The sequence below is a fragment of the Marinobacter halotolerans genome, from assembly GCF_008795985.1.
GTDB lineage: Bacteria > Pseudomonadota > Gammaproteobacteria > Pseudomonadales > Oleiphilaceae > Marinobacter > Marinobacter halotolerans.
On sequence record NZ_VMHP01000001.1, the window covers coordinates 1267466 to 1290923 of the forward strand.

At 58.2% G+C, this 23458-nt stretch carries 16 protein-coding genes; 6 read left to right on the forward strand and 10 right to left on the reverse strand.

What is annotated here, in order from left to right:
* Positions 1–12 precede the first annotated feature (12 nt).
* Positions 13–855: a polyphosphate kinase 2 family protein gene (locus FPL19_RS05990; protein ID WP_150911545.1), complete on the reverse strand. Its 843-nt coding sequence runs from the start codon at positions 853–855 to the stop codon at positions 13–15.
* Positions 856–972: 117 nt separating this feature from the next.
* Between FPL19_RS05990 and FPL19_RS05995 the strand changes: the two genes are divergently transcribed.
* The 3 genes from FPL19_RS05995 to FPL19_RS06005 are packed head-to-tail and all read left to right on the forward strand — an operon-like array spanning position 973 to position 4612.
* On the forward strand, positions 973–1782 hold the full coding sequence (locus tag FPL19_RS05995; protein WP_150911547.1) for a TatD family hydrolase: 810 nt from the start codon (positions 973–975) through the stop codon (positions 1780–1782).
* Positions 1779–2987, forward strand: coding sequence for an HD-GYP domain-containing protein (locus FPL19_RS06000; RefSeq protein WP_150911549.1), 1209 nt, complete (start codon positions 1779–1781; stop codon positions 2985–2987). Before FPL19_RS05995 ends, FPL19_RS06000 begins: the two co-directional genes overlap by 4 nt.
* Positions 2984–4612: a Na/Pi cotransporter family protein gene (locus FPL19_RS06005; protein ID WP_150911551.1), complete on the forward strand. Its 1629-nt coding sequence runs from the start codon at positions 2984–2986 to the stop codon at positions 4610–4612. The genes FPL19_RS06000 and FPL19_RS06005 overlap by 4 nt, the downstream gene beginning before the upstream one ends.
* On the opposite strand, the gene FPL19_RS06010 is transcribed toward FPL19_RS06005, so the two are convergent.
* The 5 genes from FPL19_RS06010 to FPL19_RS06030 are packed head-to-tail and all read right to left on the reverse strand — an operon-like array spanning position 4554 to position 9029.
* A complete protein-coding gene (locus FPL19_RS06010; RefSeq protein WP_150911553.1) occupies positions 4554–5468 on the reverse strand; it encodes a lysine exporter LysO family protein in 915 nt (304 codons plus the stop codon). The two genes, FPL19_RS06005 and FPL19_RS06010, sit on opposite strands and share 59 nt — an antisense overlap.
* A 15-nt stretch (positions 5469–5483) precedes the next feature.
* On the reverse strand, positions 5484–5804 hold the full coding sequence (locus FPL19_RS06015) for a DUF2288 family protein (RefSeq protein ID WP_150911556.1): 321 nt from the start codon (positions 5802–5804) through the stop codon (positions 5484–5486).
* Positions 5805–5864: 60 nt separating this feature from the next.
* On the reverse strand, positions 5865–6254 hold the full coding sequence (locus FPL19_RS06020; RefSeq protein ID WP_150911557.1) for a response regulator: 390 nt from the start codon (positions 6252–6254) through the stop codon (positions 5865–5867).
* A complete protein-coding gene (locus tag FPL19_RS06025; RefSeq protein ID WP_150911560.1) occupies positions 6241–7398 on the reverse strand; it encodes a response regulator in 1158 nt (385 codons plus the stop codon). The genes FPL19_RS06020 and FPL19_RS06025 overlap by 14 nt, the downstream gene beginning before the upstream one ends.
* On the reverse strand, positions 7395–9029 hold the full coding sequence (locus tag FPL19_RS06030) for a diguanylate cyclase domain-containing protein (RefSeq protein WP_150911562.1): 1635 nt from the start codon (positions 9027–9029) through the stop codon (positions 7395–7397). Before FPL19_RS06030 ends, FPL19_RS06025 begins: the two co-directional genes overlap by 4 nt.
* 99 nt (positions 9030–9128) lie before the next feature.
* Here FPL19_RS06030 and FPL19_RS06035 point away from each other — a divergent pair, with 99 nt between their 5' ends.
* On the forward strand, positions 9129–10916 hold the full coding sequence (locus FPL19_RS06035; RefSeq protein ID WP_225314309.1) for a sensor histidine kinase: 1788 nt from the start codon (positions 9129–9131) through the stop codon (positions 10914–10916).
* Positions 10913–13762: a PAS domain-containing protein gene (locus FPL19_RS06040; RefSeq protein ID WP_150911564.1), complete on the forward strand. Its 2850-nt coding sequence runs from the start codon at positions 10913–10915 to the stop codon at positions 13760–13762. Before FPL19_RS06035 ends, FPL19_RS06040 begins: the two co-directional genes overlap by 4 nt.
* A gap of 43 nt (positions 13763–13805) precedes the next feature.
* Here the strand turns inward: FPL19_RS06040 and acnA are convergent, their stop codons facing one another.
* The 3 genes from acnA to FPL19_RS06055 form a co-directional block, all read right to left on the reverse strand.
* Entirely contained in the window at positions 13806–16565 is a 2760-nt protein-coding gene (gene acnA, locus FPL19_RS06045) for an aconitate hydratase AcnA (protein WP_150911566.1), read from the reverse strand.
* Between the two features lie 209 nt (positions 16566–16774).
* Positions 16775–18235: a methyl-accepting chemotaxis protein gene (locus FPL19_RS06050; protein WP_225314310.1), complete on the reverse strand. Its 1461-nt coding sequence runs from the start codon at positions 18233–18235 to the stop codon at positions 16775–16777.
* A gap of 145 nt (positions 18236–18380) precedes the next feature.
* A complete protein-coding gene (locus FPL19_RS06055; protein ID WP_150912416.1) occupies positions 18381–20132 on the reverse strand; it encodes an ABC transporter ATP-binding protein in 1752 nt (583 codons plus the stop codon).
* 264 nt (positions 20133–20396) lie between these two features.
* Here FPL19_RS06055 and FPL19_RS06060 point away from each other — a divergent pair, with 264 nt between their 5' ends.
* Positions 20397–21848, forward strand: a complete 1452-nt coding sequence (locus FPL19_RS06060) for a B-box zinc finger protein (protein WP_191965221.1) — start codon at positions 20397–20399, stop codon at positions 21846–21848.
* A 21-nt stretch (positions 21849–21869) separates the two neighbouring features.
* Here FPL19_RS06060 and FPL19_RS06065 read toward each other — a convergent pair whose 3' ends face one another.
* Positions 21870–23321 (reverse strand): rhomboid family intramembrane serine protease, encoded by a 1452-nt coding sequence (locus FPL19_RS06065; protein ID WP_150911569.1) that lies wholly within the window; start codon positions 23319–23321, stop codon positions 21870–21872.
* Positions 23322–23458: the final 137 nt, after the last annotated feature.

Here is a 23458-nt window from a genome sequence, read left to right on the forward strand (position 1 = left end):
AAGCGGGAAGGGTCAGTCTGATCCGCTTCCAGCCAGCAGACGCCGATAGGCCTCCAGCACACCGGCATGCTCTTGCGGGTAGTGAGGCGCCATCTGCTTCAGCTTTTCTGCAAGGATTGCGGCAACAATGGCCCGTGCATGGGGCTTACGATCACCAGGCACGATATACCAGGGTGCGTCATCAGTGTGGGTCGCGGCAACGGCTTCTTCAGCGAATGCCTCATACTGACCGCGTTTTTCCCAGCCGTCGATGTCGGATTCATCAAATTTCCAGCGCTTTCTGGGCTTGTCCAGACGCTTCAGTAATCGCCTGCGATGCTCATCCTCTGAGAGATTCAGCCATATCTTGATCAGTGTTGTACCTTCTTCGGTCAGGTGGCGCTCAAACTCCCGGATTGACCGGAAGCGGTTGGCCCAGTTGTAACTTTCCGGCGCGTGCACGGGCCAAACGCGCTCGGCAATCGCCGCTTCATGATGGCTCCGATTGAAGGCGACCATCTCCCCCAGGCCGGGCAACAGGCGGGAGACCCGCCAGAGAAAGTCGTGCCTGATTTCCGCGCCTTCGGGGCGGCCGAATGACCAGGCATGGAAGCCTGCGGGGTCGGTATAAGTGGCCAGGGTGCGAATCAGGCTGTCTTTACCACTGGTATCCGGGCCCTGAACAATGATCAGTAACGCCTTTTCACGGTTCGCCCAGAGCCGTCGCTGGAATTCGCCTATCTCATCCAGACTGGCCTCAAGCCCGGGCAGATCCACATCCTCGTCCAGTAGCGTCGGGTAGTCACTGAAACTCCGTCTGGTAGTGTCAAAACACCAGCGTCTGGCCCAGAGTCCGATCGCGTCCGTCGATTTCATCCAAAGCCCCTATCGTTGCGATGCAGGTCAACAATCAGACAAGCTGTTAAACTGTTGTGACTAATCACTCAGGATAGCAGCCCCCGCTGCGGTTGCGATGGAGCGAAATAGCCAATAATGAGTAAAAAACGTCGCGAGATACCCGTTTTCGATCATCCAATCATCGAGACCCACTGCCATCTGGATTACCTGAAGGAGCGGCCGCTGGCAGACACCTTGGCGGAAATGCAGCGGGTAAACATCGAGCGGGTGATTACCATTGCCGTCTCCCCGGAAAACCTGGGCACGGTGCGTGAACTCAGCCAGACCGCTCCCTGGGTCTACGGCACCCAGGGCGTTCACCCCCATGATGCCGAAAAATATTCCGATGAAGCCGAGGCGGAAATCCGCGCCCACGCTGGCGACGAAAAGATTGTGGCGGTCGGCGAAATCGGCCTGGACTATTTCTACGACAACGCTGATCGCGATGTGCAACGCGAGGTGTTCCGGCGCCAGTTGCAGATTGCCAGCGACACCGACCGCCCGGTGGTGATTCACAGCCGCGAGGCGGATGACGATACCATCGACATTCTGAAGGAATTCGAGGGATCGCTGAAGCGCCGGGGCGTGATTCACAGCTTCACGTCCGGCCCCGGCCTGGCCGAGTATGCCCTCAGTGAAGGCTGGTGCCTCGGTTTTAACGGCATCACCACCTTCAACAAGGCGGAAAATGTCCGGGACATCGTTCGCATGACTCCAATTGAACAGATTCTGCTGGAGACCGATTCGCCCTTCCTGGCACCGGTGCCCTATCGCGGCAAGGAAAACGCCCCTTTCTACATCCCGTTTGTGGCCGAAAAAATTGCCGAGGTTAAAGACCTGCCGCTGCAGGATGTTCTGGCGTCCACTTACGCCAATAGCCTGAGGACGTTTTTCCCACATACATGATCAAACGCATCCCCATCACGGCACTGAAGGTCGGTATGTACATCACCGACCTGAACAACGACTGGATTCCCCACAACACCCAGCGTAAACGCGGCGTTATCAAGAAAGACGAAACCATCGATAAAATCCGGCGCATGGGGGTCAAACACGTCTACATCGACGCCGCTAAAGGCCTGGACACGCAGGATTCCGAACCCGCCCGGGACGTAGACCTGCGCAACGAGAAACTGCTTGATAGCGCCGGCGAACTGACACCGGGCATGGCCAGGCAGACCTCGGTTGCGGAAGAGATGGAAAAGGCCCGGCAGATCCACACCCAGGCCCAGGGGCTGGTCGGCAACCTGATGAGCAACGTCAAACTGGGCGGTGCCATCGACATCGCCCCGATTCACGAACTGGCTGACGAACTGCAGAACTCGGTCTTTCGCAACGCGAACGCTCTCAGCTGCCTGGGCCGGATCCGCGAGAAAGACAACTACCTGCTGGAGCATTCGGTCAACCTGAGCGTACTGATGTCGCTGTTCGGCCGGTACCGCAAATTGTCATCCGACGCCCTGCATCAGACCATTGTAGGCGCGCTGCTGCACGACATCGGCAAGATTCTGACCCCGGACGAAGTCCTGCACAAACCAGGTCGGCTGAGCGCCGAGGAGTTCGAGGTGATGAAAGCCCATGCCCGACATTCCCGGGACATACTGGCCACCACCGAAGGCATTGGCGAGCTCTCGATTATTACCGCGGCCCAGCATCACGAACGGCTGGACGGCTCCGGCTACCCCGAAGGACTGAAGGGCGAAGAAATTTCGATATACGGTCGCATGGTCGCCATTACGGATGTGTATGACGCCATCACCGCTGACCGGGTTTATCACCGGGGGGTTACCCCCAGCCATGGGCTGAAAAAGCTGCTGGAATGGAGCGGCGATCATCTGGACCCGAAACTGGTAAGGGAGTTCATCCGCTGCGTCGGCCTCTACCCCATTGGATCCCTGGTGCTGCTGGAAAGCGGCCGCCTGGGCGTGGTCGTCGAAACCAACGACGACGATCAGCGACTGCCCGTGCTTCGCGTCATGTACGATACCCATGCCCGCGCGCCCGTCAGCGTGACCAGGATGGATCTGGCCAGGCCCGACAATCAGGACCGGATTCTGCGTTCGGTGGATCCGGAGCTATACAACATTGATGTAATAAAATTCCTCGAATGATGTCCTCTGTTTTCCAGATTCTGGGCGGCCTGGCGCTCTTCCTTCTGGCCATGGAAATGATGACCGATGGCCTCAAGAACTTTGCGGGCCACCACCTGAAACACCTGCTGGGACAATGGACCCGTACGCCGTTGCGGGGGCTGGGTGCCGGCGTACTCATTACCGGAATCGTGCAATCCTCCAGTGCCGTTACCGTCGCCACCATCGGTTTCGTCAATGCCGGGCTGCTGACCCTGACCCAGTCCCTGGGCGTTATTTTTGGTGCCAACATCGGCACCACCATGACCGGCTGGCTGGTGAGCTTCGTCGGATTCGGTTTCAAGATCGAGGCCCTGGCAATGCCGATTCTGGCGTCAGGCGTGGCACTGAAAATCGCCGCCCCGTCGCCCCGATATCAGGCTTTGGGGAAAGCTCTTGCCGGTTTCGCTCTCTTCTTCCTCGGCCTGGCTCTGCTGAAAGAATCACTGGACGGCCTAACCGCTGGCCTAGGAAGTGAAACGCTCTTTGGCCGAAATTACGGATTGCCCTTCTTTCTCCTTATGGGGTTTCTGGCCACCTTGCTGACCCAGTCCTCAAGTGCTGCGCTGGCCATGATTCTGACCGCCGCAGCGGGCAACCTGATACCGCTGGAGAGCGCCGCGGCGGCAGTCATTGGTGCCAACCTGGGCACCACCTCAACCGCCGCCATTTCGGTACTCAAAGCGACCGCCAATGCCAGGCGCCTTGCACTTGGCCACATACTGTTCAATGCCATAACGGGCCTGCTTGCTCTAATCATTCTGCCTGCCATGCTCTGGCTGGTGGCCTGGCTGGCAGACGCCATGGACCTGGAGGCAAACCCGGCCCTTTCTCTCGCGCTGTTCCACACCCTTTTCAATGTGCTGGGCGCGATGCTGATGCTTCCGCTGACCGGCCGGATGGCGAGGCTTCTCGGCAAACTCTTCCGGAGCCGGGAAGAGGACAACGCGGAACCCCGCTATCTCGACAGCACGTTAATCACCACGCCTGACCTGGCCCTGTCCGCAGCGCGGCTGGAAATGAATCGTCTGTTCGGGATGACCGGAATTCTGCTGAAAGCCAGCCTGGCGCAGCCGAAACTACCGCCTGACCAATTGTTTGCACAGGCGTCTGCCGCTCAGCGACTGAACAACACCATCACTGACTACATCTCCAAAGTGCGAACCGGTGGTAGTCTGGAAGAAACCGTCACAGCGCTGACTAACAGCGTGCGAACCTGCCGCTACCTGGCCGAGGCCGCCAGCCTTGCACCCCAGCTTTCAAGCCTTCGCAATGATTACCGCTCCATCGGTCCGGCAGCGTTGGGCCCGGCCATTGACCGGTATCTGGCCGCTGTTGGGGAACTGATCAATAGCCGGGAAATCGGACAGGATTCGGCAAACACCGCCGCTATCGAATACCAGCGCCTCAAGTCCACTGTTCTCGGGATGATGGTTCAGCGCTTGTTGACGCCGGAAACAGGCGACGACCTGCTGGATGTCATGAGCTCGGTAAAACGTCTTTGCGACCAGTGGCACAAGGCACACCTGGCCCGTGCGACAGAGCCGGTCACGCCGACAGCGACAGAAACACCGCCATCAGCACCGGAGACAGGAACGAGAGAATAAACCCGGAGGCGATCGCCACCGGTACACAGGCAAGCCCGCCGCTACTGCGAATAATGGGCAGGGTAAAATCCATGGCGGTCGCGCCGCCATAGCCAATGGCCATACCCGGTCGCCGGGCGATCAACAAGGGAATGATTGCCAGAGCAATAATCTCCCGGATCACGTCATTGAGAAAGGCAACGCCGCCCCAGACCGGACCCAGAGCGTCGCCGATGACGATCCCGGACAAGGAATACCAGCCAAATCCCGATGCCAGTGCCAGCGACTGGTACCAGCCGGTGTCCAGCATAGGTGCCAGCACCAGACCCGCCAGCAGAGAACTGCCCGCCAGGACCAGGGCGATACCCAGACCGTGACGATTGAACAACAAGCGTCGCAATGACAGCCCCGCATTGCGCAGCTGCAGGCCGATTAACAGCAACAGGAGCATCAACATCGCCGTAGCCAGGCCCTCTGCCATGGGCAGGTCCGGCAGCAGCCAGTACCCTGCCGCTACACCGGCCAGCACGGCCAGTAGAGGTTTTAGCCCAGCGAGAAACAGGCGGCGATAGCCGGTAGGCGCGGCCGCAGGGTCTGCCTTTTCCGGCACCATGGGTTGGAACTGGTGCAGCAACCAGAGCCCGGCAAGATTGGCCACCAGCAGAACACCGACAAGGGCAAAGACCTGCACTGCCATACCCGCCAGCTGATCCGCCAGACCGCTCATCTGCCCCAGGCCAAGGCCGAGCAGCGCCAGAATGAAATACACTAGCGATTCCACCAAATAGTGGATAACGGTCATCACCCGTCGATTTTCCAGACGGACAGCAAACCCCAGGAACAGCGGTGCCAGTATCAGCAGTGCACCCGTCAGCATAGGCCTGCCGCCGGGTCAATGCAGGACATGGTCGTTCCGGTCCTGAACCAGTACCCAGGGCGCAATCACCACGGCCCAGAGCTCACTGTCTTCTTCATACCAGTGACGAGCCTGATCGGGCGTCACCTGGCCCACCTGATCGTTGGACATCCAGTGTTCGAAGGTCGCCTTGTTATCCGCCGCCAGCTCGGCGGCCACTGCAAGCAGATCCAGATCAGGCGAGACCCGGACCACATGCCCACGGGCGAAGTAGGTCTGCAGATCACGCCATTTGATCTGGGAGGCTTCCAGGTTGAGTTTTGATAGCAGTTCGTCCCGCGACTGATCAGAAGACATGCACTGAACCTTTAGAGCAAAAATGAAAATACAATGAAGAACGCAAGCTTAACCGATGCGTCAGCTGGACCGCCAGATTTCCTGTACCCGGTCCGCCAGCGTCATGGGGTCGAAGGGTTTGGGAATGACGCTTAAGGCGCCTTCAGCCAGATAGCTGGCTATCTCTTCGGACTGGACTTTTGCGGTCATAAACACGGCGGGGGTAGACTTGTGATCAGGAATCTTGCGGATGGCCCGCAGGGTTTCCGGGCCATCCATACCGGGCATCATGACATCCAGAATGACAAGCTGAGGCGCAAACTCTTCGATGGATTCCAATGCCTCCGTTCCGCTGGCACAGGCTTTCAACGTGAAGCCGCCGACGGTTTCCAGGGCCACTTCCGCAACCGCCCTGATATCCTCTTCATCCTCCACCAGCATCACCCGTTTCAGCGGTTCATTCTTTTCCATGCCCGGTTTCTCCTTCCTGTTCACTGATCCCCAGCCGGCGCAGCACGCGCCGGCACTGTTCACTGTCTTCCTCACCCGCTGCTCTGAGTGCCGCCGCTCTCATAATCAGGCGATCTCTGGAGACGGTATCACTCTGCAGGAGATAGATCGCACCGATCAGTTCCCGCAGGGCAAGCGACAGACGCCACTGAATCTTCACCCGGTTCCCGAGCACCTGGGACCAGTCACGCAGGGCCTGGTGGATCTGCTCATCGGTCATTGTGTCCCCGGAATCGAAGTGCTGTTGAATAACCCTGAGGGTAACCAGCTCGCCCACCCGGCTCAGAAGCCCGGCGGTAAAGTAAGATTCGCCACGCTCGCCAAGAAGCAGTGCCAGCCGCTGGGCCTGGAGCGCCACCTCTTCCGCCTGTTGCTGATAAACCCGGGCAAGCTCTTTCAACCGCTTCTCAGGCAGCTGACCGGCTACGTCCATGGCCAGGGCCAGGGCCTGGTTGAGCGCCATGGGCACGCCGATCGCCGTAATCGCATCCTTAACGCTCTGGACCGACTGGCCGGAGCGTTTCAGTGACGCCCGATTCGCCACTTCCAGCAGCTTGGCACTCAGCGCAGCATCCTGTTTCCAGCGTTCGGCCAGCTGGCCCGGCGTCAGATCATCCTGCCGTCGCGCCAGTTCCAGAATGGCAGAGGCCTCGGTTGCCCCGGGAAGATGAACTCCGGATTCGGACTCGGATACGGCCGCCAACCGGTCCTCAAGGGACGGAGTTCCAATATCCGTTGGTGATTTCTGGTCAATCAACTTGCTGAGTCGTTCGTGAACCAGCTCCACGGTGAAGGGCTTGCCGATATAACCGCTAATGCCCAGATTGGCGGCCTGCAAAATGGAATCCCGGTCCGATCGGCCCGTGATGATCACCACAGGCGTTGTGCGGTCAGACCGGCGAATTTCCCGAACCAAGTCAAGCCCCGATCCGTCCGGCAGGTTCCAGTCAGCGATGACCAGGTCCGCAGGATCTTTCTTCCAAAGTTCCTTGGCCTCCCAAACCTGGCTCGCAACCTGTATCTTGGCGCCGGAACAAAGCCCGGAAACGACAGTTTCCAGGAGATCTGCAACCAGCTCGTCGTCCTCAAGGATAAGAATTTTCATAAGCCAACCGCAGTCACGCCGTTTCTGCCTGCCCGTTTACGTTCATAGAGCGCCCGATCAGCCGCCTCGATGGCTTCCTCAGGATGGTCATAATCGGGCAGCGCTGCCATACCGACACTCAAGGTCACCGAAAACTCGCCAGCGCCGCCTTCGAACACGATCCGTGAAAAGTCTTCACAAACAGCCTGCAGCACCTCTTGTCCCCGTTCCAGAGTGCACTCGGGCAACACCACCAGAAACTCCTCCCCGCCGTAACGACCGATGACATCTGTCTTTCGCAGTCGATGCCGTAGAAGGTTGGCCAGTCCCTTGATGACAAGGTCCCCAGAGCGGTGGCCCTGAGTGTCGTTGACCTTCTTGAAATGGTCCAGATCCATCATCGCGACAACAGAATCATGATGCATGCGACGGCAGCGGGCGTGTTCTTTGGCAACCTCGGCTTTCACCAGAGAATGCTTGAGCAGGCCGGTCAGGCTGTCCCTGGAAACCAGCTTGTCCAGTTGTTTGGCTCTATAGCAGCGAATGCGGGCAGTTCGCAGAAGAAACGAGTCGGAAACCGGCTTGGTCAGAAAATCATCACCGCCCTTGGACAGTGCTTCTAGCTGCAGCTCCCGGTCGCTTTCCGCGGACAGATAGACGATCGGCAGGCTTAGAAACTCTGGCTCGAATCTCATCATACGCGCCAGCGCCGTGCCGGAAATGCCGCCCATCTGAACATCCATCAGCACGATGTCAGGGCGGAATTCTGAAAGTTTCGGCAACAGGACGGATGGGTCACCGGTGACGCCTTCTGCCTCCATACCGCCGTTGGAAAGCACCAGTTGATAATGCTCTCTGAGTTCCGGGTCATCATCGACGATAAGAACCCGGCCACTGGCCGCGTCCGCGTGATCGGTAAGCAGACGTTCCAGGTGATCTGCCAGCAGAGGCAGATTCAGCGGGTCGGAGAAAAAAGCTTCGGCGCCCTCCCGTGCAAGGGCATACCGATGGGAATAGGAATCGGATACCCCAATGCAGATGACCGGCAGTTCTCTGAATTCGGCAGGTAACCGGCTTGCCTCTGCCAGCATAACCTCATCGCGAACAACCACAACGGAAGGTCGGGTATCGGATGCCGGGTTCCACTCCACCAGGGACTTTATCGCGGAGACCCGATAGCCGTATAGCGCCAGGCCCTCCGCCAACTGTTCCGCTTTCGAAGCATCCGGTTCTATCACCAGCACCGGCGCCTCATCCGGCTGCGCTGCATAGACGCTGGCTTCCGTTTCGGTATGCTGGCGGTCGCTGAGAGCCAGCATCTCCCGAAGGCTGACCAGGTGGCTGAAGAACTCCTCATTGATTTCTGATGACTTTAAAAAGCCATCCTCGCAGTCATCAACCTGCGGTTTGACCCACAACTCGAGCCGTCGGGCTTCTTCCCCCAGGGCAGAATAGCCGAATGTTCCGGCCGAACCGGCAAGTCGGTGAAGAATGCGATAAACCTGGTCAAGCTCCTGGCAATCTGCCTGGCCGGCAAGGAATGACCTGGCAATCGCATCCAGTGCATCGAATTCCTTTAGTGCCTTATCCCTGAACCTTTGCCGCAGAACCTCCAGTTTCGCGCTGACATCGTTGCTACCCGCGTCGGCCATCAAGATTTCCACACCTAATTTTACAAACTTTGGAATTACTTTCGGCTATTCTCCCATGAAAGCAAGTTTTTAATGTAACCGTCGAAAGGATAATAACGATTGTTCAGACACTCACTGGGCATTGGTACCCGCCTTGCCATTATCATTGTCTGTTTCAGTCTGACGGCCATTATCGCCGTCGCCATGACAGCCTACCGGGCACTGAACCAGGATTTCGGAGCCATCCTCGCCCAACAGCAGGCTTACGAGGCCCAACGCGTCTCGACCATGGTTAGCCAGCGGCTTCAGACCCGCCTTGCAATACTCGATGCCTTCAGCACCACATTGACCGATGGCAAAAACCGGCTCTCCACATCCCGGATTGAAGACTTCATTGGCCGGAAATCCGCTTTGCTCGAGCTTTTTTCCAACGGCCTGGTGGTACTCGATGAAAAAGCTACCGCCATTGCCGAGAGTGATTTCGTGGAGGGCCGTATCGGCACTAATTACGCCGACCGGGCACACTTCGCCAGGGCCCTGGAAACCCGGCAGCCGGTCATCAGCCGCCCGATCATCGGCCGCGCCACAGGGGTGCCAATACTCTCGTTCGTGGTTCCGATTGAGAGCGATGCCGATGATCTGCTTGGCTTTCTGTCAGGCAGTATCAACCTCAACGAAACAAACCTGATTCCCTCTGATGCCCTCAAACTGAGCCAGCGGCAGCAGGCGCACCTGCTAGTGGTCGATACCGACAACTTTCTCTACGTAGAATCGACAGATGAGGAGAGTGGCATCCGGTCATTACCCTCACCGGGAGAAAATCCGCTCATCGACGCAGCCCTGTCCGGTATGGGTCTGGGGGAGGTGACCGGACCGGACGGCAACCAGCTAATCTACGCCACCAGCCACCTGGAACGCCTGGGCTGGCTGTTTATCCGGGCCGTTCCCGAAGACCAGGCGAATGCGCCGGCAACGAAATCCTTCCGTCAGTTTTTTAAGATCAGCCTGATCATTATTCTGGTCATTCTTCCTCTCGGCTTTATGGTTACCCGTTCTGCCATGAAGCCCCTGGACCAGATGACGCAGCGGATTCGAAACATGTCGTCCTCGGGCGCTTCATCTTCCAGACTGGCGGTGGCCGGTCCCCCTGAGGTGCGAAATCTTGCTCTGGCATTCAATCAGTTACAGGACGAACGGGATGCAACAAGCCAGATGCAGGAGGATTTCCTGTCCAATGTCAGCCATGAACTGCGCACACCCCTGACATCCATGAACGGCGCGCTTCGGCTGATTGTCTCCGGGGTGGTGGGCAAGCTTCCGGCCAAAGCGGAAGAAATGAGCAAGCTGGCTCTTCGCAATAGCGAACGACTGCAGTTGCTGATCTCGGACCTGCTGGACTTTAACAAGCTGGCTGCCGGCGAAATGCAGGCAACGATGGCCACCCAACCACTGGCCCCCATCGTGACACAGGCGATTGAGGACAATCAGGCGACCGCTCGGGAGCACCGGATTGCCCTGATCGGCCAGTGTGACAGAGAGCTGATGATTCACACCGACGCCCATCGGCTGCGACAGATTCTGGACAATTTCATCAGCAACGCCATCAAGTTCTCTCCTGACCATGGTGAGGTGCGGGTCGAAGCTCAATCAGCGCCGGATGGCATGGTTCGCCTGACGGTAAGTGACCACGGCAGCGGCTTTCCGGAACAGTTCAGAGAGCGTCTGTTCAGGCGCTTCGCCCAAGCTGAAGCTGGTACCAAAAAGGCTTCAAAGGGCACCGGGCTGGGCCTGGCAATCTGTCGTGAGTTGACGCTCATGCTCGGTGGACGTATCGGCGCGTACAACGATCGGGGTGCGCATTTCTGGGTCGAGTTGCCCACCACCGGTGCGAGGGAGTCCGCTTCATGAAAGCGCCCGGAATGCCAACCAACGAAGCTCTCAGGCAGGCAGCTCTGGATCGTTCCGGCCTGCTCGACACAGGGGCTGAAGAACGCTTTGACCGCTTCACGCGTATGGTTCGCTTCGCCTTTAACGCGCCAATTGCCCTGGTCAGCCTGGTCGACAGAGATCGACAATGGTTTAAATCTGCAGACGGGTTGTCCGTTTCAGAAACACCGAGAGACATCTCGTTCTGCGGCTACGCCATTCACTATCCGGACATGTTCGTGATCGAGGATACCCTTGAGGATGACCGTTTCAGGGATAATCCGCTGGTCACCTCCGCCCCGCTTATCCGTTTCTATGCCGGCGCACCTCTGCGCGACAGAGAGGGTTTCCCGCTGGGCACCCTGTGCATTATCGATCAACAGCCACGAACCTTTGACCAGCAGAACCGTTTGTTGCTGCGGGAATTCGCGGACTGCGTTGAGCAGGAGATCAAGCACCACGCAGCATCAAAGTTTTACGCGGCACTGCGCAAAAGCGAAGGTCGTACTCGGGCCATAATTGAAGGAACAAGAGTCGGCACCTGGGAATGGAACGTGCAGACTGATGAGACCGTTTTCAATCAGCGCTGGGCCGAGATCTGCGGTTACCGGCTGGAAGAGCTCGAGCCCGTCAGTATTCAGACCTGGCTCAGCCTGGCCCACCCAGACGATCTCGCAGAGTCCGAGAGGCTGCTTCAGGAACATTTTAAGGGCCATTTACCCGAGTATGATTTCCGTTGCCGGATGAGGCACAAATCCGGCCACTGGATCTGGGTCCATGACCGTGGCCAGGTTCTGGAATGGACGGACGCCGGCGAGCCGCTGATGATGTTCGGTACGCACGCTGACGTCACCGAAGAAATGCAAAATCTTGAGCGTATCCAGCAGCAAAACAGGGCTCTGAGCATCCTTAATGAGCTCGCTCTGGGGTCCGAAGCCGACGATGACGCCCGCATCCAGAGGGCGCTCAGCCTGGCAACGGATTATCTGGATCTGCCAATCGGTATCGTCAGTGAAATCAACAGTCGCGTCTATTCCGTTCGCTGGTTTGCAGCGCCGGAAGGCTCCGGACTTGAATCAGGCGCCAGTTTTGCCCTGGAAGATACCTACTGTTCGATGCTGTTTGAGAAAAATGAAAGCCTGGCCATCTCGCATATGGCCAAATCCGATTATCGACACAAGAAATGCTACAACGTCTTCGGTCTCGAGAGTTATCTGGCTGCCCCGATTTACGTGCGCGACCGGCTCTTTGGAACGCTGAATTTTTCGTCCCCGGAACCCCGCCAGAACGTGTTTTCAGACACAGAAGTCACCTTCGTGACGTTATTGGCCCGTTGGGTGGCCAGTGTACTGGAGCGTACAATCAGTGTTCAGATGCTGACCAAGCTTGTGGATCAGACACCCGGCGCACTTTACCAGTACCGGCTCTGGCCGGACGGAAGCGCGGCCTTTCCATTTGCCAGTCCGCACATCCGGGATATCTACGGACTTGAGAACCTGGAGCTGAAGGACGATGCGTCGAAAGTGTTCGACCGGATTCACCCTTCCGACCTGGGGCCGGTGACAGAGAGTATTGATCGATCTGCGGAATCACTCACCGTCTGGCAGCATCAGTATCGGGTCAAGACGGATCAGACCGACTCCGCCTGGCGATGGGTTGAGGGCAAGGCTTCCCCGGAACGGATGCCGGACGACAGCGTCGTTTGGCACGGCTATATCGCAGACATCGACGAGAAAAAACGCACGGAACTGGCACTTTACGAGAGTGAGGCCCAGTTGCGCAGGCTTTACGAACTCTCGCCTATTGGTATTGCACTCAATGACTTCCTGTCCGGGGAGTTTCTGGATGTGAACGAAGCCCTACTGGAACCCACTGGCTACAGCCGTGCGCAGCTCATGGCCAAGGATTTCCGGGACCTTTTGCTGGGCGACGCAGAAGAAAACAGATGGGACATCATCACCAGCCTGAAAGAAAACGGCCGCTTCGGCCCTCTGGAGATATCCGTTCAGAAATCGGATCACTCCCACTACCCCGCCCTGATCCGCGGTATCCGGATCAAGGACTCCAAAGGTCGCCCCCTGGTCTGGACCCTGATTGAAGATATATCAGAACGCAAGAAAGTCGATCGGATGAAAAGCGAGTTCATTTCCACCGTCAGCCATGAACTGCGCACCCCTCTAACCTCCATCACCGGGTCGCTCGGGTTGATCGCAGGTGGTTCACTGGGAGCGCTCCCCGAGCAGGTTGAGCGTATGATCGCCATCGCCTACCGCAACAGCGAACAACTGAAGCAGCTGGTGGACGATTTGCTGGACATGGAAAAGCTCGTGTCCGGCAAAATGACCCTGAATATGGCACCAGAGTCGATCCCGCCCATTATTCGGGACTCTATCGAACGGCTGAGGACCTATGCTGTCGATTGCGGCGTTAGTGTCGTATTACTCGAGGATTCGGGCCTTCCCGAAATCACGACCGACAAGTCCCGCCTCAACCAGGCATTTTCCAACCTGTTGTCCAACGCCATCAAGTTCTCACCGTTGCAAGGTAAGGTCACCGTAACCCTGGAACAGAAAGAAAACCATTTCGAAATCCGTGTCACCGATCAAGGGCCCGGTGTGCCGGAAAGCTTCCGGTCTCGTATTTTTCAGAAGTTCGCTCAGGCCGACAGTTCTGCCACCAGAAGCATAGGAGGGACCGGCCTGGGACTGGCCATCACGCGGGAGATCATGACCCAGATGGGCGGCGAAGTCGGATTCGAGTCCGAGGAAGGCAGGGGGGCTAACTTCTGGCTGAAATTGCCGATCACACAAAAAAACCCGGAGGCCTGAGGCCTCCGGGTCTGTCGCGATCCTGAGTCCTGCTCAGATTAAATCACGCCGACTTCAGCATTTCCCGCACCACATAGTGCAGGATACCGCCGTGCTTGAAGTAGACCGCCTCGTTGGCCGTATCAATGCGTGATTTCAGGTCACAGGTTTCGGTTGAACCGTCCTTGTATTTCACCGTCATGGTCAGGGTCTGGCCCGGTTTAATCTCGCCAGACAGGCCTTCGATGCTGATGGTCTCCTCGCCGGTCAGCTTCAGGCTTTTGCGGTCCGTGCCTTCCGGGAACTGCAGGGGCATCACGCCCATACCGATAAGGTTGGAGCGGTGGATGCGCTCGTAGCTCTCGGCAACGACCGCACGCACGCCCAGCAGGCGGGTGCCCTTGGCTGCCCAGTCTCGGCTGGAGCCGGTGCCATATTCCTTGCCGGCGATCACCACCAGCGGCGTGTCCTTTTTCTGGTATTCCATGGCCGCATCGTAGATGGGCATCTGCTCACCGGTGGGCACGAATTTGGTGAAACCGCCTTCAACGCCATCCAGCATTTCGTTCTTGATACGAACGTTGGCAAAGGTGCCCCGCATCATCACTTCATGGTTACCACGGCGAGACCCGTAGGAGTTGAAATCCTTCGGCTGCACGCCGTGCTCCTGCAGATATTTACCCGCAGGGGAATCCGGCTTGAAGGACCCGGCCGGGGAAATGTGATCAGTCGTGACGGAATCACCCAGCAGCGCCAGGATGTTGGCGTCCTTGATGTCCTCAATGGCGTCCGGCTCTTCTTTCAGGCCCTGGAAGAAAGGTGGGTGCTGAATGTAGGTGGACTTGTCGGACCACTCGTAGACTTTGCTTTCCGGCACCTTGATGGCCTTCCAGGTGGCATCGCCGTCGAAGACCTCGGCATACTCCTTGTGGAACATGTCGGTTTTGACCTTTTCCACCGCCTCGGCGATTTCCTGCTGGCTCGGCCACAGGTCCTTCAGGTAAACGGGGTTGCCCTCTTTATCGGTACCCAGCGGGTCTTTCGACAGATCCAGCCGCACATTACCGGCCAGTGCAAACGCCACTACCAGGGGCGGCGACGCCAGCCAGTTGGTTTTCACCTGAGGATGTACCCGGCCCTCGAAGTTCCTGTTACCGGACAGCACCGAGGCCACGGTCAGGTTGCCATCGTTAATGGCCTTTTCCACTTCGTCCGGCAGAGGGCCGGAGTTACCGATGCAGGTGGTGCAGCCGTAGCCCACCAGGTTGAACCCGAGCTTATCCAGAGGCTCCTGGAAGCCGCCAACCCGAAGATAATCCGTGACCACTTTGGAGCCGGGCGCCAGTGAAGTCTTGACCCATGGTTTGGTATCCAGGCCTTTCTCGACGGCTTTCTGGGCAATCAGTCCTGCTGCCATCATCACGCTCGGGTTGGAGGTGTTGGTGCAGGAGGTAATCGCCGCAATCACCACAGCGCCGGGGTCGAGACGGGTTTTCTCGCCGTTCATATGGAGCGGCTGGCTGGCTGCGTGCTCGTAGCTTTTCTCAATGCCCACAGCCGTTTGTCCACCTTCCGACTCAAGCTTGTCAGCGGTGGTCTCGGCGGGGCCTTCTGCAGTCTCCATCAGCAGTTCGAACGAGCGCTTCATATCCCTCAGCGCCACCCGGTCCTGGGGACGTTTGGGGCCGGCAAGGCTGGCTTCCACGTCGCCCATATCCAACTCAAGGGTATCGGTGTAGACCGGTTCATGGCCCGGCTCACGCCACAATCCCTGGGCCTTGGCATAGGCTTCAACCAGCTCCAGCTGTGCCTCGTCACGGCCGGTCAGTCGCATGTACTTGATGGTCTGGTCGTCCACCGGGAAAAAGCCACAAGTCGCACCGTACTCAGGGGACATATTGGCAATGGTGGCGCGGTCGGCCACTGGCATGTCCTTCAGGCCATCGCCGTAGAATTCGACAAATTTGCCCACCACGCCTTTCTTGCGCAGCATTTCGGTAACGGTCAGCACCAGGTCTGTTGCTGTGATGCCCTCGCGGAGCTTGCCGGTAATCTTGAAGCCCACCACTTCGGGGATAAGCATGGATACGGGCTGGCCCAGCATCGCAGCCTCGGCCTCAATACCACCGACACCCCAGCCCAGAATACCCAGACCATTAATCATGGTGGTGTGGGAATCGGTGCCGACAAGGGTATCCGGGTAGGCAATGGTCTTGCCCTCAATGTCTTTCTGCCAGACCGTCTTGCCCAGGTACTCCAGGTTAACCTGGTGACAGATGCCGGTGCCCGGTGGCACTACGCGGAAATTATCAAAGGCCTGCTGGCCCCACCGCAGGAATTCATAGCGTTCCTCGTTGCGCTCCATCTCGATGGCAACGTTATCCTTGAAAGAGGAAGGATCGCCGAACTTGTCCACCATCACCGAGTGGTCAATCACCAGGTCCACCGGCGACAGCGGATTGATCATGGCCGGGTCCTTGCCCGCTGCCTGAACCGCCGCGCGCATGGCAGCCAAGTCAACAACCCCAGGGACACCGGTGAAATCCTGCATCAATACTCGCGCCGGGCGGAACTGAACTTCGGTGTCGGAGTGGCGGTTTTTCATCCACTGAACCATGGCGTCGATGTGCTTGCGCTCGACGGTGGTGTCGTCCTCGTTGCGCAGCAGGTTTTCCATCAGGACTTTCAGTGAGAACGGGAGCCGGTTCAGGTCGCCCAGCGTGTCCGCCGCCTTGGGCAGGCTGTAATAGTGGTAGGTCTTACCGCCTGCATCCAGGCTAGAGAGTGTGTTCAGACTGTCTTTACTGAGATTGTCGCCAGACATGATGTTGCCTCCTTTTCGTCATTATCCGCCCATTACGGAAAGCCGGGAGGAGAGAATGTGATCGTCCGAATCGGCTCTGGACCCGTAAAGACATTCAGGATGACGGTTTCAATCGGGTTTTTGAAGTCTTCCTTAACTATTGCACCGATTGGCCGGAGTTCAACCACCGGCCGGAAATTGCAGGGCGTCTCTGTTGTGCGGCGCTTTCTTCAGTCGACCCGGTACTGGCTCACCAGGGCATCCACATCGGCAATCGCGCGCTCGATCTCTGCCGATATCTTCTCAACGCCACCGGCCTCACCGGCGACCTGGCTATTGCGGGTTGCCACCGAATGAATACTCTCGTTGATCTGCACGGAGGTTGCAGACTGCTGCTCACAGGCGGAGGCAATCTGTTGATTCATGTCAGTCACGGCGCCGATAGCGGCCTCAATTCGACTGATGGCGTCCGCCGCCTCGCCAATCGCACGGTTTGATTCACCGGACCGGCTCTGGCCCATCTCCATGGCTGCACGGGTAGCCTCAGACAGGTCCTGGAGCTCGCCTACGGTTGCCCGGATTTCATCCGTGAATTCCTGGGTGCGCCTCGAAAGTGAACGGACTTCGTCCGCGACCACCGCAAAACCCCTGCCGTGTTCGCCGGCACGGGCCGCCTCGATAGCTGCGTTCAGCGCCAGCAGGTTGGTCTGGTCGGAAATATCGTTGATCGAGCCGGTTACGCGGGCGATGGAGTCTACTTTCTCGGCAAGCTGGCTCACCATCCGGGAGCTGTCGCCCAGGGCCTGATTGGTCGCCTCGGTCATGGTGCGGGCGCTGTCCATGGCCTTGCTTCCGGCTGCCGCAGCACCGGCCGCATCCGACGATGCCTCTGATGCCAGTTGCGCGTTCTGCGCGACTTCCTGAACACTCGCCGCCATCTGGTTGCTGGCGCTGGCGACCTGGTCCGCCTGCTCCTGCTGCTCATCCACATAGGTGCGGGTTTTCTTGCTGGCTTTGGCAAGATCATCGGCGTTGCGGCGCAATACACCGGAGAAATCGCGAAGCTGCCTGATCAGCGCGACCGACTGGTTCATCATCTCGTTGAAGGACAGGGCACTGACACTCTTGTCCTCCGTCGGTAGGCGCCCACGAAGGTCTTTCTCACTGTCAAACTCGCGGACGATCGAGATCATCTGAATCGATTGTTGTCTTTCCGCACCCATTCTGCGGGCGAAAAACAACAGAATACCCGATTCGAATACCACAAAGGCGGCATGCAGGAACGCCGTATCCCAGCCCAGTCCATGATTGAATATCACCACCGGCATGCTGCCAATCTGAACTTCCGCCATCTGAACGGCCGTCAGTATCAGGTGATGTGCCGCAATCACAGCAGCCCCCACAATCACCGGCATCCAGTCCCGGTAGATAATTACCAGCGCCAGCGCCGCAAAGATGTGAAAGTGCATCTCAATGCGGCCCAGCTGCGCCTGTATCATAACCGCCGAAAACAGCATCAGGCAGGCAGCGAACACCACCGAACAGGCGCGGGTACCGCGGAACAGGAAATAGCCCGCCATTGCCACCGCGCTGACCAGCAGCGACCCGACGATTGCGAAGGTATAGGTACCGTAGCCCCAGGGGATCAGCAGCCCCACCACCGGAAGGTGGAGCAGGAGTATCGTCAACATTTGCTGGTCCGTAGTCAAAACCTGCTCACGGGCGAACTGTTCACCACTGGAAATCTGGGTTGTTATCATTTTTGGCTCTCTGAATACGGCTTTGATAGCAGTTTAACGGCGGAGTCGGCAATAAGTTGACAAGGAAAGACACACATCAGACCTGCCGGTCCCCGTAAAGCTGGGCATAGAGTCCCTGACGCGCAATCAGCTCGTCGTGGTGTCCTTCCTCGGAGATGAACCCATCCTCGAAGACATAGACCCGGTCCGCCTGTTTTACGGCACTCAGCCGGTGGGCAATGATCAGCGTGGTGCGCTGGCGCAGGAAAGCCTCAAGGTCCTTGTGCAACTGGAATTCCGTTTCCGCATCCAGCGCTGAAGTGGCTTCATCCAGAATCACCACCGACGGATCTGACAGTACCATGCGTGCGATGGCCAAACGCTGGCGCTGACCGCCGGACAGGCGCACGCCCTGGCGACCGATCATGGTATTGAGCCCATCCGGCATATCGGCCACCGTCTGATCGAGCTGGGCAATAGCCAGGGCCTGCCAGAGGGCCTCATCGTCCTTCTGTCGGCCAAGAGTCAGATTCTGGCGCACCGTATCGTTGAAAAGCGCGGGATGCTGCAGCACCGTAGCCACGTTTTCCCGCAGACACGGCAGGCCGATTCGCTCCACCGGCACACCACCCACTAAAATCTCGCCCTGCTGAGGCGTGTAAAGGCCCAGAATGACTTGCACCAGCGTGGATTTACCGCCACCGCTGGCGCCGACCACCGCCACTTTTTCTCCGGCCTCGACCTTCAGATCAATACCCTTCAGCACCTGCTCTTCGCCATAACTGAAATGGATATTCCTGAGCTCCAGATCTACCGTGTGACGACCCCGGAACGGATTCTCCATTGCCGGATAGCGCGGTTCTTCCTTCAGCGCCAGCAATCGGTTAATACGGCCCAGGGCAGCGTTGGCGGCAAACCAGGCGTACTGCATGTTCAGCATTTCCTGAACCGGGGTCAGCATAAACCACAGATAGCCGAAGATGGCGAACATCATGCCGATGCTCAGATCACTGAGCAGCACCGTCACCATGGCGGCAGCCCGGAAGGTATCCACGCCGAACTGGAACAAGGCAAAACTGGCCCGGCTGGCCGCGTCACTGCGCCATTCGAACTGGATGGCGTGATCCCGCACCACCCGCGCGCGGGAGACAAGGTGCTGGAGATAGTGACCTTCACGGTTGGCCGCGCGAAGCTGGTGAATGGCATCCAGGGTCTCCGTCAGATCACCCTGGAAATCTTCATAGGCGCTGTTTTCCTGGCGCTTGAGTTCTTTCACCCGTTTGCTGATCAGCATGGTGGCGAAAATCACCAGCGGGTTGAACAGCAGAATCAGCAGACCCAACTGCCAGTGCACCCACACCAGCACGCAGGCGGTGCCAATCACCGTCAGGCTGGCCACGATAAACCGGCTGATGGTGGTGCCAAGGAACTGGTCGATGGTGTCCAGGTCGGTAATAAAGTGGCTGGTAATACCACCGGAACCGCGGGTTTCATATTCCGACATGGCCACCCTGCGCAGACGCCCCAACAGGCGGGAGCGCACCCGGAAAACTACATCCTTGGAGATTTTGGAAAATTCCCGGGACTGCAGCACATTGAAACTCAGGGCCAGCAGCCGCAACAGGAAGGCGGTTACCACCATAATGCCGATGTAGACAAACGGCAGGTGCAATGACTCCGGCAGCACCGCCTGCATCACCGGCAATACCGGGCCTTTTTCGTCCAGCAGCACTTCATCGACCAGCACCGGCAAGAGCAGAGGAATAGGCACACTGACCACCGTCGCCAGAATGGCCAGCACATTAGCCCGGACCAGTCGCGGTTTGTGTTTCAGCGCAAGCGAGAGTATCCCCCGCCAGGTATAGGCATGCGCCGGGGCGTTGTCTGCGTCCGTCTCTTCATAAAAATTCCCCTGCTCTGTTGCCTGTTCCAAACAGCCTCCTGTAAATCCGATTCAGGGATAAGCATACGATGCTCTGCCGGCTGCGGCCCAATAACCGGCCTTTTCCTTTCGCCCTACTTTGAACACTCTGGTCTGTTCACTGGTGACAAAGCCTGCCATCTGCCATCATTGCAGCCGACTGTTCCAGGAACCATTCGAGCCGGACCCATTGTGAAACACGACTGCGATTACCACCCGGGCGACCCCGCAAAATGGCACTGCGGTGAGTGCCAGATTCACTTTTGCTCCCGCTGCATGCCGGACGCAGACCAGCGAAAACAGCATGCCCTCTGCCCCAAATGCAACCGGGCCATGCGCTACCTGGGAGCCGCCACCGAGGTGGTGCCCTTCTGGAACAGGATCGGCGCTTTTTTCCGTTACCCCTTCCACACCGATCCGCTCTTGGTTATCGCCATCTGCACGCTGGTGCCACTGGTGATTACCGGCAATATTGTCGGGCTGATTGTGTCACTGGTGCTGGTGTTGGCATTACTGAAGTATACTTATGCGGTGATCCGCCATACCGCCGAGGGGCACATGAAGCCGCCGCCCGTGTCCGTCGCCTTCAGCGGCAGCGGCTTTGACATTGTCATTCTGCAATTGCTGGTCTTCATCCTCATGGGGGCTCTGGTAAGCGCCGCCATGATGCTGGGCGGCCCGGTACTGATGCTGGTCGCACTGGCACTGGTGGTACTCGCACTGCCGGCCAGCGTCATGGTGCTGGCCATAGAGCATTCGGTGGCGGCGGCGGTCAACCCGATGAATCTTGCGGTTCTCATTTCCCGTATCGGCAGCCCCTACTTTCTGCTTTATGGTTACCTGATCCTGCTGTCCATCGCCTCGGGCGCGGCCCAGGAGTTCGCCTTCAACCATTTTGCACCCCAGATGGCCAATATTCTGGCCGGCTTCCTGAACAGCACCTTTACGCTGATGCTGTTTCACATGCTGGGCTATCTGTTGTTCCAGTATCAGGAGGAGCTCGGCTTCGCCAGTGACCACCAGGACGAGGAGAGCCTGGGTGAATTGCAGAACCGGGATCGCACCCATCGCTTTGATGCCGACATCGACATGAATCTGAAGGACGGCAATTACGACCGGGTGCAGTCGATGCTGAAAGACAGCCTCAAGCGGGACCCTTCCAATGCCCACCGGCTGGAACAACTGCACGCCCTGCTTACGGCCAGGGACGATCATCAGGAACTCTACCGCTATCACCCCCGGCTGCTCACCATGCTGGCCGACAGGAACGATGGCGAGTCCCTGGCAAGCCTGCTGAACACAATCGAGAAGACTGAACCGGGCTTCCGTTTGAATGATCCCGAACTGGCGTTGCACTGCGCCAGAACCCTCTATCACCGGGGACAGTTCAAGCCGGTGCTTAAGCTGCTGCAGGATTTTCACAAACGCTTTCCCGACAGCGAATGCCTGCCCCACGCCTACCTGGTGGTGGCCCAGGCGCTGGCGAATGGGCTGGGGCAATGGGAGAAGGCCACGGCCTTCCTTACCTTCATAAAGAAACGTTGCGTAAACCACCCGCTACAGGAACAGATTGACGTTTACTTGCAGCAGGCGCAGAACCATGAGCCCCTGAAAGGGCCCAAAGCGTCGTTCAGCGTCGAGTAGCGAAAGCCCGGGGGGCTGCGTTCAGACGCCGTTTGCCAGTAACTGGCGGTAATGACGGGCTTTGGGAGCGACCTGGCGCTTGTCGAATTCTTCCGCCAGCAGTCGGCAGGCCTCATCCGCCAGCGCTTTATCACCGGCGCCGCGCAGGCGCTCAAAGGCCCGCTCGGCGGATTTCAGGTCATCGTTTTTCAGGCAGGTAAACAGCACCCGATTGTGATCTTCCGGTGCCAGCGGCGCATGGCTTTCACCCTGCTTCATGTATTCAGCCCAGACTTCGATGGTGCGCTCAGGCTGGCGCCGGTTCAGGGATTCGTTCATCAGCTCGCGGGCGTACTCCCGGTAGTCAGGCAGATCGGGCCGTAGTTTGGCCAGCTGGTAGAGGTGTTCCAGCAGCACGGTACGGTCCGGATAGTGCCTCCGAAGCGCTTCGAACTGGCGCCGGGCAAGATCAAACTCCATGCGGCCCAGGCTGGCCATGGCCTGGGCGTAGCCGCTGGTAAAGCGTTCGTCCTGCTCTTCGTCCTCGGGCTCGTAGAATTCCTCTTTGACCTGAAGCCAGCTTTTGCCCAGCAGCCAGACCAGCCCTGCCCCGGCTACCAGCCCGCCGGCGTGGGCCATGTAGGCGATGCCGGTGGCCCCGGCAAACCAGTAGTCATAGATTTCCTTACCCAGCCACACCGGCAGCATCGCCAGTGCCGGGGCGCGGAAATAGTTGAAATACACGCCCACAAAGTAGAAAAAGCGGATTTTCTGCAGTCCGTAGATGGCGACATACATCCCCATCAGGCCGGATATGGAGCCCGATGCCCCTACCAGCGGCACCGCGCTGCCAAGGGAAAAGGCTGTGAACACCAGACCCGAAATCGCACCACAGGCCAGATAGGCCAGAAGATAACGGGCGGCGCCCAGCGCCTTTTCCACGGTAAAACCAAGCAGGAACAGGAACACCAGGTTGCCGATCAGGTGGCCCCAGCCCCCGTGCAAAAACTGGTAGGTGATCAGGGTGTACAGCGAGAATTCCGCCGGCACCAGCCCCAGCTGATTGGCGCTGAGCCGGTCTACGTACCGCTGCTGGATCTCGCTGCGCTGGGCCATCCACACCCGGCGCTGCTCCGGCGCCCAGATCACGTCCCGGTTGTTGAGCAGGTACTGATAAAACTCCGAATCGAAGAGCAGGGTAACCGCTATCCATCCCCGTTCATCCTGCTCTTGCAGGGTATTGAAATCCTGAAGCTGGGAAACCAGGGACTGCCGGCCGTTCAGGCGAATACTGCGCTGGAGATAATCCTCATAGGCCGGGGCCTCCAGGGATTGCAGATCGGTTTCCAGGTAGGCTTCCACGGCTTCGTTAACCAGCCGGCTGTCATCCCCCTGATAGAACAGAAACACCAGAAGGCAGGTCATGACCAGCCCCAGGGTCATCCAGGGTGGACGCTTCCAGTTAACGGTGCTTTCAGCAGGAATAATCAGCATGGGTTGTCACAATTGGTCATAATTCGCCTCGGCAGAACTGCTTTTTACCACAGCATGGCCTGTTTTTCGCGGTGTAATAAATCTGAAGCGAAAGGCGAAGACCATTGGGAATCTTTCGACCAATCGCTTATTGCGGT